Genomic DNA, 13,240 nt, shown 5'->3' with positions numbered 1-13,240 from the left:
GTTGTCAAGAAAAACAAGACAAGACCTCCGAGATGCCAAGCGTGACTACAAGGAAGCCAAGTCTGACCTCAAGACAACGAAAAACGGCTATAAGCAGGCTGAAAAGAGGGAGTTTAGGCTTCTAAAACCCAAGACGGATGCTGAAAAGCGGTACTTGGGGCAGAAACAAAAGGCAAGACGGCAGGTTGCTAGCAAAGAATTAGCTACCCTGAAAGAAAAGAAGAAAACGACTAAGACCAAAAAGCGCCAAGCCATCCAACGTAACGGTGGGACTGGCGTTCAGAAGGTCGGAAGGGTTGCGCATTACCAGGCTTCTCACTTTGTTGATTCTGCTTTTGAAGATAATGACGTTCTTGAAGATATTACTTCAGCACGTCAAAATATCAGGCGCACACACGCTGAAATCAGGCAAGCTAAGAAGATTGGCAGTTACACTGTCAAGATAGGTAAAGGAGCGACTAGGGGCGTTTATGGGGCGGGAAACCACACCTATAATCTTGCCCGTGGTCGTGGGTTTACCAGGACTCCCGTTTCTAATCGATGGGAAACCAAATTTAAAAACAAGTATCAGCGGTTGCGTGCCAGATTAAGAATATCAAAAGCAGGCAAGACCGCTAGAACCACTAAGAAGGTTGCAAGCACTGTCAGCAAACCTATCTTGACCGTTCTCAAGAATCCGCTATCTGCTAAAGCTTATCTGATTATGTTTTTAGGCTTCCTGATTATCGCCCTTCTAGGAGTCGTCACAGGTGGCGGAAGCTCAACGGTTTCACAGAATGAATTTGACTTGACGGAAACCTGGACATACCTTTCCAAGATTGACCGTGAGAAGTCGAATGACAAGGTGGACTATTGGACAAACATTGACGAAATTATGATGTTCATGGGATATAAGCATGAAGACTTTACCCTTAATAGCAATTATGATTCCAAGGATAAGAAGTGGTATCAGTTCAAACATTCTTATAAGGAACTTTTGTCTGACCTTTGGAAAGACCTGAACGGTGACAAAGACAATCTGAAGACTATGGCTGATATTTACACGACAACCAACAATAAATATCTCAAACTTAGCAAAGATGAGATAAAGGACTATGATGAAATCTTGGAACAGGCAAAAGAAGTTGGCTACTATGTAACCTATAATGACCTGGACAACCCTTTTACTAATGAGGCTGATGATGAGAAGCTAGACCCTATCCGAATTGACAAGCGCTTTGGCTACGTTTCAAAAAACAAAATGTATAACGGTTCGATTTTACAAGCGAACCAGGGAGACAAACTTTATGCCGTCATGAGTGGCAAGGTCACAATCGAGGGGACAGATGTTACCATTAAGACCAGTTCTGCAGAGTTCACTTATAAAAAGGTGGCACGCCTTCGAGTGAAAAATGGTGATTTGGTCAAAGCAGGTGATGAGATTGGTGAGGTCAGCGAGTCATCAGGTCAAGAGGTCTATTATAAGAAACTCAAGGACAAGAAAAAGAAGGAATGGGCTTGGGTCAACGTTGGCTTTTACCTTCCTAAAGTGGAGTACAATCAAACAACGTCAGTCATTTCAGATATGAATATTGAGGGCGATATTGCCGAGAAAATCAATAATATCTATAACTATCTGAAGAAACAAGACCCTAAAGTAACCAAAAACGGCGTTTCAGCTATGTTAGGGAACTTTTGGACAGAATCCTCCATCACAGCCAAACGGGCTGAAGGAGACTATCTCAGCCCCCCTGTTGGTGCTTCAGCAACTTCTTGGGATGACCCTAATTGGTTAAGCATGGAAGTCTATGGCGGTAAGTATCCTAATATCGTTCATAGAGGACTAGGACTTGGTCAATGGACAGATACGGCAGACGGTTCAACCCGTCACACAGCCCTTCTGAACTATGCTAAGTCAAAAGGTAAAAAGTGGTACGATTTAGAGCTTCAGCTTGATTTCATGCTTCACGGGGATAGCCCTTATTACATTAAAATCCTGAATGACGTGCTACATTCTAATGAGGATGTCAATTCATTGACAACAACCTTCCTGGTCTATTGGGAAGGAAATTCAGGGGATAAGTTAGTTCAACGTCAGAACAACGCTCAACAAGTGCTTGCCTACCTTAAAAATCCAACGGGTGGCAGTACCAAAGGCGGAAGCTCAACCCTACAAAGCTCCTGGGGATTCCCTCAAGAGTATGCTTCAAAACTTAAAAGCTATCCTTCTTCAGCAACCGTGTCCGCTTTGCTTGATGGCAATACTTATCCAATCGGTCAATGTACCTGGTATGTCTATAATCGTCTTGTGGAAGCAGGTTCACCGCACTATAATTGGCTTGGAAATGGTCAAGATTGGGTGAGAGGACTAGTCGCTAGAGGATGGATATTCAGTGACAAACCAGTTGCAGGTTCTGTTGTATCAGTAGCAGGAGGATTTGGATATACGCTTCCACAATATGGACATGTAGCCTACGTGGAATATGTTAATGAGGATGGAACATTCCTTATCTCAGAATGTAATGTGAGTGGGATTCAAAATAAAATTCATTGGGCTGTATGGACTAACCAAACGTATTTTACTTTTGCTATTCCACCAAAATAAAGTAGAAAGATAGGAAAAATATGTTAGATGAAACAAAAATCAGGTATTTGAAAATAATTGGTTACGTTTTTTTAGTTGTGATTGCAGTCTTTGTCGGAGTAGGGATTGGTCAAACCTCATCAGGTAAAACAACAAAGACGGGGGCATCTGAAACCAAACAAAGCCCAAAAGAAGAAGTTCTCACACAAGACAAGGTCGAAGAATTTCTGTTGAACTATTTCACCAAGAAAGACCTGGGTGAAAACCGCAAGCGTTATAAGGAATATATGACTGATGCGCTTTATAATCAAGAGGTTGCTAAAGAAGATGAACCAGTCAGTCAGACTTACAAAGGCTTTGTGGTTGATTTTGAATATAAGTCTTCAGAAATCTTCATCAATCAGAACAGCTTATCCGTCATCACTCAGGTAAACTATGTCAATACTTTGCTTGATGAAAAGAAGAACTATGACACCGCTCAAAAAGATGTCATGAATAAGCTCACGCTTCGTCTGACCTACGTTAATGATAATGGCACACTCAAGGTCAATAAGATTGAGTCAATCATTCTCACAGACCAATCAGGTGATTATGGCATCTTGGATAATACTATTTTGTCTGAAGAAGATGAAAAAACAGAAGAGTCTTTAGAAGACAAAGAAGAATCAAAAGAATCACAAGACAAAGTGGAAGCAAGCTCTGAAGAAGTTGCTTCTTAACTAGCTACCGAAAAGGAGAAAAAGAATGGTTACTAGAAAATCACAAACAGAAACACTTAAAGCAAAAATCAATAAATTTGATGCTGAACTTGAAAAAATCAAAGACCAAAAAACACAGTTAGCTAACAAGGAAAGAGAGCTAAACAAACAGCTTAAAACAGCTAAGGCTGATTATATTGTCGCTTTGATGGCAGAATCAGGCAAGTCTATTGAAGACCTGGAACTCTTTTCCAAGACTGAGACAGTTGCTGAGAATGGTGGTGACGGTCATGTTTCGGATTACTAATATTCAAACCCGTCAGCAAGAAACTTGTCCTAACCGAGATGAACTGTTATCAATTATCAACGAAAAATCCGTTTGGGCTGAAGATAGGCATGAGTCTTTCACTCTTCAGCTTGAACAAGTTGCTGAAGATGGCTCACTCCTGGACAATATGACTCTTACCCTTCCCCTTCAGGAAATTGTAGAAGAAGCCCTTTCCAACTTCGGATTGAAGCGTGAGAAAAAAGGCTTCTCTTTGCTTCAGCGTAAGCCACAGGCGAGCGTTTCCGCAGAAGAGGTCACACAAAAAACTGAAGATGAGCTTGTAGAGCCAATCTCAGCACCTCAGATTGAGAAGGAAGAAGCACCTGCTTCTAAAAAAGACCTGGTCAAGCCCACTGAAAAACCTAAAAAAGAAAAGAAGGCTCAAAAGGTTTCAAAACCAAAACAAGCAGTAGCACCAAAAAAACCAAAAACTCAAAAAGCTCCAGGAGGAAACATCCTCACAAATGGGCTGATTTGGAAGTTGCTATCTCTGGGAGCTTTGGGAATGTCGGTCTTTGCTTTTAGCCTGATACAGTCCCAAAATCAAAAACTTCAAAGCTTTGAAAATCGTTTGTCGGTTGAAGCTGACCAGGGAAAAGTTGAAGTGGTTGGGAGGTTCTTCATTGCCAACTATTACTCAGGAAACTCAGACAATCTGTCAGACTTCTTGAGTAAGGACTTGAAGGCTGAAGGTGTAGAAGCTAAAAAAGCGACTCAGGTTCAATCATCCATCTATGAAACGCTGTCATCATCAAAAGATACTATCAAAGTAACTTTTATCGTGACAACCAAGGGAGATGATGACAGCAACATTAAGACCGTTCGTCTTACGCTTCCCTTCAAGGAAGATAAAAAATCCAAGTATGGCTATGTCCTGGTTGGTCAGCCAAATTTTTCAAGTTTTGCTGAATAAACATAGTGATTTAAATAGCTATAAATATCATTATAAATATAAACATAATTATAAACAGGAGTATCAACATGAAAAAATGGACAAAACTTATCACTTTATCATCAGTAGCGGTGCTTGCTTCAGCAAGCCCTCTGACTGCATTTGCAGATGAAAACGCCCCTGTAACGTCTGATGTGCCTGCGGTTGTGACCACGCCTGAAGTGCCAACGGATACCTCTTCAGCGCCTTCAGATGATACCGTTGTTCCAACTGTTCCTGAAACCCCAACTGAAACACCAAGCACACCTGAACCAAACACAAATGAGCCTGCGGAAACAACACCTTCAACTGAAGTCACACCGCCATCAACTGAAGAGACCTCTCTTCCTTCGACTGAAGACAATTCAGCTAGTGAGCCATCTTCAACTGAAGCACCTACCCAAGATGCTGACACGACAACTGAACCAAACACAAATGAGCCTGCGGAAAAAAACACGGTGACCGTTCCAACAATTGATGGTGGGTCAACGACTCTGACTCCTGATGTCACTGTTCCAACTAACAATCCTAATATTTCAGCTCAAACAGCAGTAGATGCAGGAGCTAGTCAAGTTGGTACAACTTCAACTGTCACAGGTCAAGTGGTCTCAAATGTAGCCCCATCAGCACCAGTTTATACAAACACAGGCTATCAGATTGTAACAACTCAAGATAGTCAAGTGATTGTCGCTTATTCAGATGGTTCAACAAGCACTCTTGCCCCTGAAGCAGTGGGAGGGACAGTTAATGCTGATAAGACCATCAGCATCACAGACCAAACAGGTGAAATGAAGACCTTGCCACACACGGGCGAGAAAGAAGAAGCGTTGATGACTCTTGCAGGGACAAGTATTCTTGCAGGACTGATGGCGTATTTCTTCAAGAAAAGAACACTTAAAAGCAACTAAGATATGACAGCGGTAGGTCAACATCCTCACCGCTTTTCTTTTTAGAAAAAGGAGGTAAAAATGGACCAAGAACGAGTTGGAATGAAGGTTGGTGAGGTTTACAAACTCACAGGAGAATTGATGCTGAAGGCTCTCTATTATGCTATGGAAAATGGCTATCAAACAATCAAAAGCCACAGTGAAAACAAGGTTTTCTCAGACAAGACTAACTGGAATCAGTTCATGGCAACTAAGGAAACCAAGCATTTTGAAACCTTTATGAATCATGAAGTCAACACAGAACGCCTGGAACAATACCTGAAAGGTTATGACGTGGGTTTTTCCATCAAGGACAATGGAAATGGGACAAACACCATTGCTATCGATGCCAAAAATGTGAAGGCGCTTGAAGCAAGTTTCAAGGGTATCATCAATGATTTAACGAATCCTGACAAGGCTGAGAAGCTATCCTATAACCTGGTTAAAAGTCCTAAAAATATGACCGTGAAGGAAAAACTCACTTATTACAAGAAGCAGGTCAAGGCTGATATTAAAACTAAAAACCAGGTTAAAGTTCCAACGCCTAAAAAGGCGATTGCTAAAGATGAAAAGGGGTTATAGATGATTACAGAACAGAAAAAACGTAAATTTCTCCCTTACTTTATTGTGGGGTTGCTTCTCTTCTATGTGGTGCATTGGTTGGTTAAACTTTATGACCTAGCCCCTGCGACAGAAGGGGTCATCTTTTTTGATGAAGCCCGTTTAGACTGGATGACAGCTAACTGGTCAAGCAAGTCTTTGATTGATTTTTCGGTCACTCAATCTAGCCTATATGGTGGGGGGATTGCTTTCTTTATCGTCCTGATGTTTTACTTTCGAGTCAACGACAAAGGGCGTTACCGCTACGGCGAGGAATACGGGTCGGCACGTTACGCAACGAGTAAGGAGATAGCTTCCTTCAGAGATAAAGACTCTGAAAATGATATGATTTTCAGCCAAAATGCACGGATGGGGTTATTTAATAAGCGACTTCCTTTTAACCGTCAACTCAACAAAAATACTTTGACAGTTGGTCTGCCTGGTGATGGTAAAACCTTTACCTTTGTAAAGCCCAACCTGATGCAGATGAACAGTTCATTTGTCATCACAGACCCTAAAGGACTTCTTGTCCGAGAAACAGGTAAGATGCTTGAAGCTAACGGCTATAAAATCAAGGTCTTTGACCTGGTAAACCTGACTAATTCTAATCAGTTTAATGTCTTTCACTATATGCACGATGAATTAGATATTGATAGGGTTGCTTCTGCTATTAAGGAAGGGACAAAAGTTTCAGACAACATAGGAGAAGACTTTTGGAACAAGGCTGAAATTCTTTTGATGCGTGCTTTGATAGGCTATCTCTATTTTGATGGTAAAGTTTTAGGAAAATATGAGCCAAATATCGGTCAGGTTTCAGATTTGCTTCGAAATATCCAACGTGAAGACGAGGATATTCCAAGTCCAGTTGAAAGAATGTTTGAAGAGTTAGAGGAGGAATTACCAGGTAATTATGCAAACAGACAATGGGAACTATTTATTAAAAATGCTGAAGGAAAGACAGCTAGTTCAGTTAGATTTATCTCTTCAACAGTTTTTTCATCTTTTGACCATGAAGCAGTAAGGAAACTGACTGCCCGTGACTCAATGGAAATGGAAAAATGGCAGACGGAGAAAACAGCGGTCTTTATTGCAATCCCTGAAACAGACAAATCTTTCAACTTTATTGCAACTACCATGTTTGCCATGATGTTTAGGCAACTACCAATGACCGCCGATGAAATTCTTCAGGGAAATCACCCCACTTGTGAACCTGAAGACCTACTCCATATTAGACTTATCTTAGATGAGTTTGCCAACTTTGGACGATTTCCAAATTTTACAGAAACGCTCTCTTCAGTTCGTTCACGTGAAATTTCTATTGATATTATCATTCAGGCTATCAGCCAACTGAAAACACTTTATAAAGACCAGTGGGAAACTATCTTCAATAACTGCGCTACCCTGGTTTACCTGGGAACAAATGACAAGGAAACAATGAATTACTTCTCCATGCGGAGTGGTAAACAGACTATCAATGTCAAGAATCAGTCCCAAACCAGGGGGGCGCAAGGCTCAAGCAGTCAGTCTATTCAAACCATCCAACGTGACCTCTTGACACCTGATGAGGTTGCCCGTATAGGAGTTGATGAAGCACTTATCTTCATCTCAAAACAAAATGTCTTCAGGGATAAGAAGACCAACGTTCTTCAGCATCCACGGGCAAAAGAACTGGCAAATAGCCCAAGTGATGGTAATTGGTATCGTTACATTCGCACCATGTCAGATATGGATGATTGGGATGCTAACGTGAACCATGATAGGGTGATTAACACCACAGAAAAACAAGTCTTAGAAGCTGACTTGCCTTTTAGTCTAGCTTCTTAAGCAAATGAGAAAACCTTTTAGGAAAACCTAGCAGGTTTTGTTATTTTTGGAGGAAATACAATGACAAGACAAGAAACAAGAGGAATAGGATACTTTGAAACCCTCTTTTCAGCCGTTGAAATGGAGACTATGGCTGAAGCACTCAAACAATTTGCCCTGGGACACCAGGTAACTGAAAAAAGTAATAAGGGCGAGGTTTTAAATGGCTTTATCAGTACGCTGATAAAGACTTTAGAGCTTGAAGAATTTCAGGCAGTTGCTCCGCAACTCTTCAGCTACCCTAGACACTATGAAGGAAGCCTGGAGGTAGAATCGGTTGGGGCTTCAAAAGAAGACCTGAGTCATCTGAAGGACAACATAGACAGACTTCTTCAGGAGGAAATAGAGGTGATGTGAAATGAAATACCTGGTACTGGCTGAAAAGCCTGACCAAGCCAAGAAATATGCTCATGCCCTCGGACAAGCTAAGAATGAAAAAGGGGCTTGGAAAGTCACAACAAACTTGATAGACGGTCAAGTGACGGTGGTTTCAGCCGTTGGTCACTTGGTCGAGATAAAGAATCCTTATCAGAACTATGAAAATTGGGACTTGGCAAACTTGCCCGCTTTTCCTGAGACCTTCGAGTATGAGGTTAAGGCGGATAAGAAAAAGCAATTTAACCTGATAAAACGTGAGGTCAATCAAGCAGATTGCATCATCATAGGGACAGATGCAGACCGTGAGGGTGAGTCTATCGCTTATTTGATTTTGAGACTGATTCCAAATGCTCTGAAGAAGGTCAAATATAGGTTATGGGTCAACTCTCTGACGGATTCAGGAATTGTCAAAGCCTTCAAAAGCCTGAGACCTGCTGAAGAAACCCGACAATATGCTGAAGAAGCTGAAGCACGTGCCAAATCAGATTGGTTGGTCGGCTTTAATTTTAGCCCTTGGACATCATTGAAGCTCCAGGAGTTAGGTTATTTAGGGGAGAAGGAGAAGAAGTTTTCAGTTGGTCGAGTACAGACACCGATTGTTTCTCTAATCGTTGAAAATGACCTGGCTATTGATTCTTTTGAGCCTAAACCGTTTTGGAAGGTAGAACTGATTGATGATATAGGGACAATCTTCAAAAACAACACCAAATTTGAGACCCTAGAGAGCGCACAGGAGGCTCTAAAGGTTCTTGGGGGATATTCGGTCGTTCAATCTATTCAAAGCGAAAATAAGGCGGTTTCTGCGCCAAATTTATACCATTTGACAAGTCTTCAATCAGAAATGAGTAAGAAATATCACTTTGATTCAGCTTATACCCTTGAAATAGCTCAAAAGCTCTATCAAAAAGGGGTTACGTCTTATCCACGTACTGACCACAAATTGATTACCCCTAATGAATTTGAATACCTGGTTAAACACCTTGACGATTATAAAGCTATCCTGGGTATTGAAGCTGATTTACCTAACGTTAAGCCACGGAAGAAGTATGTGCAAGATAAACAGATGGAACACTATGCCATCATCCCAACGGAAAACATGTCAGACGTGAGTTCACTTGAAGGAGATGAAAAAATCATCTATACGGAAATCCTCAAGAGAACGCTCTTGATGTTTGCTTCTGATTACCGTTACCAAGCAACACAAGTGACACTTGATAACAATGGGAATACCTTCAGCGCTAAAGGAAATGTGATGACTAATGAGGGGTGGACAGAACTAGCTGAAAAGGAAAATAAGGATTCCGTCTTACCTATCTACCAGGAGGGGGCTAGAATAGCCACTGAAGCCCAAATTAAGGAAGATAAGACAAAACCACCTGCAAGGCTAACAGAAAGCAGTCTGCTTGATGACGTGCTTCCTAAGTACAATTTAGGAACACCTGCAACACGAGCAGGCATCATTAAGACCATTATTGACCGTGACTATATCACACGTGACAAGAAGACAGGTCAATTTTTCCCAACAGATAGGGGGAAAATGCTTGTCCTTTTCCTGGATAATCTTGAAGTGATGTACACCAATCCTGAAACAACTGGAAAGTGGGAAACAGCCCTTCAGTTAGTTGGTCAAGGTCAAAAGTCTAAAGATTGGTTTATCGAGCAAACCAAAAAAGCCATAAGAGCACAATTAGAGAAAGGAGCAGGATAGATGGCAAGTATCGAAGAACTGAAGCAGTTATCCATTTTAGAGGTAGCTGAGAGCCTAGGAATGCAACTACACCGAACAGGAAGCCATACTTACGCCTGGCAAGAGCATGATTCCTTTACTATCAATACCAGGGATAATTATTTCAATTGGTTTGCCCGTTCTATTGGTGGTGACGTGATAAAAATGGTTCAGATAGTCCAAGAAGAAATGACAGGAGAATCTGTCTCTTTTAAGCAAGCTAAACATTTCCTGGAAGAGGGGAGCTTTGATGTAGTGGATGCAACTATTATTCCTGAAAAAGAACCTTTTCATTATTATCTTGAACCCTATGAAACTGAATTCAAGGAGGGTAGAGAATATTTGAAGGAAATCAGGGGCTTGTCTGATGAGACGATCGATTTTTTCGCAGAAAAAGGCGTCTTATCACAAGCCACTAAAAAGACAGGTGATTATTTTGAACCTGTCATTGTTTTCAAAAGCCTGGACACTCAAAATGAGGTTATAGGAGCTTCTTTGCAAGGGATAAGGGAAAACTTAGACTTGTACGAAAGAGGGCGCTTAAAACAAATAATGAGGGCTTCAGATGGCTTGACAGGGATGCACGTTGATATTGGGACACCATCCCGTCTAGTTTTTGCTGAAGCTCCAATAGACCTTATGAGCTACTATGAACTCAAAAAGGACTCCCTTCAGGATGTCCGTTTAGTTGCTATGGATGGCTTAAAAGAATCAACTGTGAGTCGTCACGTGGCAGAACTTTTGACTGAGATTGGTGAACTTAATGGCGAGGTTGACCAGGAGAAAAAATCTTCCTTCCTGGCTGACATGGCTAGAGTAACCACTTTCTTTGAAGATGGAAAACACCAGGATTTAATTACCCTTGCCGTTGATAATGATGAGGCAGGGCATGCCTTCATTCAGCGTTTAACCGCAAAACAAATTGGACTTACTCTTGACCTTCCACCAATAGCAGAAGGACTGGAAAAAATGGACTGGAATGATTATCTAAAAAATTATAAGCATCCAACGGTTGAGAACAAAGAAAAAGCTCCTGACCGAAGTCAAGAGCTGTCTAACATTGGGGGCGAACTTTTTAATCGCAATTTCAGTTCTTTAGAAACCGAAGTTTCAGGGATAGCACTGCAACCCGAAGAGTCAATGACTCAACCTGATTTTCCTGCCAATGTTTACTTATATTTTAACATTGATAGGTCTAAAGAGTCAAGTGTTGGGCTTAGAAATGGCTATCATTATGCAACAGACAAAGATATTCGTTTTCTTAATAGATATGCTGAAGAGTTTCAAAAGTCAGCATCCTGGTATTTGAATGAGCTTGCTGATAGCAAGGTCACTTATTTCTATCAAGACCTTGACGAAATTAAAATGCTTCAGATTGACTTTGAGAAGAAAAATTGGATGCACTTAACAGGACTAGCTCCTGTTTACCAGGAATGGGCGGACAATCTATCAGAGCAGTTTATCGAAGATATAGCTTCAGGAAACGGAAACTTTGCTAACTTATCCGTTGGAACAGGGTTTAGAGATAAAGCAAAATTATTACCTTTACTACCTGAAATATTTGAAACAGATTCATTTGTTTTTGATGATTTATCCTCAGTTGAAAAAATGGGACGACTCGATGTCTCAAGCTCTATTCGTTCTGATGATAAAGATATATTATTAGCTTTTAGGACTGATGACAATTCATCTTTCCCTGCAACGCTTTTAAAACCAAATACAGCCTTAAACATTGAACTAGATGCATTGAATCAAGAAAAAATTATCTTAGGTGTATTTGCTGAAAAGAATAATCAAATAAAAATTCTATCTCTTAATAATGAATTTATCACGGATAATGGAAAAGAAATGCTTGAGACTTTACAGAAAAATAAAGAAGTTACACCGCTTAAAGAAGAAATAAATTTACAAGATGGAGGGCATATAATGTCAACAAATCAAGACCAAAATTTAAGAAATCAGCTTGACCAAACTCTTAGAGAAGAAGAGCAAAAAAAGATTGAACAACATCAACAAGAAGAACTGGAACGGGATTCAGATGGTGACGGTCTTTCTGATGAACAAGAGAAAAATCAAGGGACAAGTCCTTACAATGCAGATACAGATGGAGACGGGAAATCGGATAATGAAGAAATTGTATATGGGTCAAATCCAGTTGATGCTGAGCATCCAAATTCTCAAAATACCCCTTCTTCAGAACCAACAAAAACTGTTGCTGAACTGATTGAAGCAAAAGACAGTAAAGGGCTTTCGCAATTATTGAAGGACGGTGTCAATGATTATTTTGAATCAGATACGTATAAACAATACCTTGAAACAATGAGCAAGTTTCACAGCTATTCCCCAAGAAATATTCAGTTGATTGTAATGCAAAATCCTGATGCTTCCCACGTAGCATCTTTCAAAAAGTGGAAGGATGACTTTGAAAGAAGTGTCAATAAAGGCGAGAAGGCGCTACGGATTTTTGCGCCAATTACCCTTAAAAAGAAAGACCCTAAAACGCATGAACCCCTTCTTGATGAAAATGGAAATGAACAAACCTACACGTCCTTTAAACTTGTTCCTGTCTTTGATATTTCCCAAACAAACGGAAAAGAATTAGCAAAGCCTATTTATGAACTCGAAGGGACTTATCAAGATTATGGCAACCTTTATAAGTCGGCTAAAGAGGTTTCAGAAGCTAATGGCGTTCCTCTTTCTTTCAGCAATGACACAGGAACTGCCAATGGTTATTACTCTCCAAAAGAAAATCATATTGTGATTAAGCAAGGGATGTCTGAGCAACAAACTTTAAAAACAATCTTCCATGAAATGGCACATTCAGATTTACACAATTTAGAAAAGTTGCAAGAAGAACCATTGAAACGAAGTACCGCAGAATTGCAGGCGGAGTCAGTCGCTTTTGTTGTTGCTAGTCACTATGGGTTAGACACAAGTGATTACAGTTTTGGTTATTTGGCAACATGGTCACAAGACCCTGAAGGACTTTCAGACCTAGAAGCACAAATCAAAATTGTCCAAAAAGAAGCAGATAGTTTGATTTCAAGAATTGATAAATCGCTTGAAAAGTATCAAAGTAAGGAACTAAAAAAAGATGCTTTTCAGGAAAAAATTGACCGACTGAAAAACAAAGATAAAGAAAAGACAGTTGAGCCTAAAGAGAAAGAGCAGGCGAAAGATTCGCCAAAAAAAGCACAAAAGAGCGACAACGAGATGAGCCTGTAAAA

The 13,240-nt window shown here is 40.5% G+C and carries 10 protein-coding genes; all 10 read left to right on the top strand.

The genetic code is table 11. The features are described from left to right. Position 1 precedes the first annotated feature (1 nt). The 10 genes from E3C75_RS00555 (at position 2) to E3C75_RS00510 (ending at position 13,238) form a co-directional block, all read left to right on the top strand. Positions 2-2,584 carry a phage tail tip lysozyme gene (locus E3C75_RS00555; protein ID WP_111679719.1) on the top strand — a complete coding sequence of 861 codons (2,583 nt, stop codon included), beginning with the start codon at positions 2-4 and terminating at the stop codon, positions 2,582-2,584. A gap of 20 nt (positions 2,585-2,604) precedes the next feature. Beyond that, positions 2,605-3,282, top strand: a complete 678-nt coding sequence (locus E3C75_RS00550; RefSeq protein ID WP_111679718.1) for a hypothetical protein — start codon at positions 2,605-2,607, stop codon at positions 3,280-3,282. Positions 3,283-3,307: 25 nt separating this feature from the next. Beyond that, complete coding sequence (locus tag E3C75_RS00545) at positions 3,308-3,568, top strand: hypothetical protein (RefSeq protein WP_111679717.1); 261 nt, start codon at positions 3,308-3,310, stop codon at positions 3,566-3,568. After that, positions 3,552-4,502 carry a hypothetical protein gene (locus tag E3C75_RS00540; protein WP_111679716.1) on the top strand — a complete coding sequence of 317 codons (951 nt, stop codon included), beginning with the start codon at positions 3,552-3,554 and terminating at the stop codon, positions 4,500-4,502. Before E3C75_RS00545 ends, E3C75_RS00540 begins: the two co-directional genes overlap by 17 nt. Before the next feature lie 68 nt (positions 4,503-4,570). After that, positions 4,571-5,428 (top strand): LPXTG cell wall anchor domain-containing protein, encoded by an 858-nt coding sequence (locus E3C75_RS00535; protein ID WP_111679715.1) that lies wholly within the window; start codon positions 4,571-4,573, stop codon positions 5,426-5,428. 60 nt (positions 5,429-5,488) lie between these two features. Next, entirely contained in the window at positions 5,489-6,028 is a 540-nt protein-coding gene (locus E3C75_RS00530; protein WP_111679714.1) for a DUF3801 domain-containing protein, read from the top strand. Then, the gene (locus tag E3C75_RS00525) at positions 6,029-7,870 is read left to right on the top strand and encodes a VirD4-like conjugal transfer protein, CD1115 family (RefSeq protein WP_111679713.1); all 1,842 of its coding nucleotides are present in this window, start codon (positions 6,029-6,031) and stop codon (positions 7,868-7,870) included. A gap of 60 nt (positions 7,871-7,930) precedes the next feature. Continuing rightward, positions 7,931-8,266, top strand: a complete 336-nt coding sequence (locus tag E3C75_RS00520; RefSeq protein ID WP_111679712.1) for a hypothetical protein — start codon at positions 7,931-7,933, stop codon at positions 8,264-8,266. Position 8,267: 1 nt separating this feature from the next. Beyond that, positions 8,268-9,995 carry a DNA topoisomerase gene (locus E3C75_RS00515; protein WP_111679711.1) on the top strand — a complete coding sequence of 576 codons (1,728 nt, stop codon included), beginning with the start codon at positions 8,268-8,270 and terminating at the stop codon, positions 9,993-9,995. Next, positions 9,996-13,238: a PBECR4 domain-containing protein gene (locus tag E3C75_RS00510; RefSeq protein WP_133264087.1), complete on the top strand. Its 3,243-nt coding sequence runs from the start codon at positions 9,996-9,998 to the stop codon at positions 13,236-13,238. Positions 13,239-13,240 lie beyond the last annotated feature (2 nt).

Source organism: Streptococcus thermophilus (assembly GCF_010120595.1).
GTDB lineage: Bacteria > Bacillota > Bacilli > Lactobacillales > Streptococcaceae > Streptococcus > Streptococcus thermophilus.
Note: the sequence above shows the minus strand (reverse complement) of the source record. Positions and strands in the feature narration are given on the sequence as shown.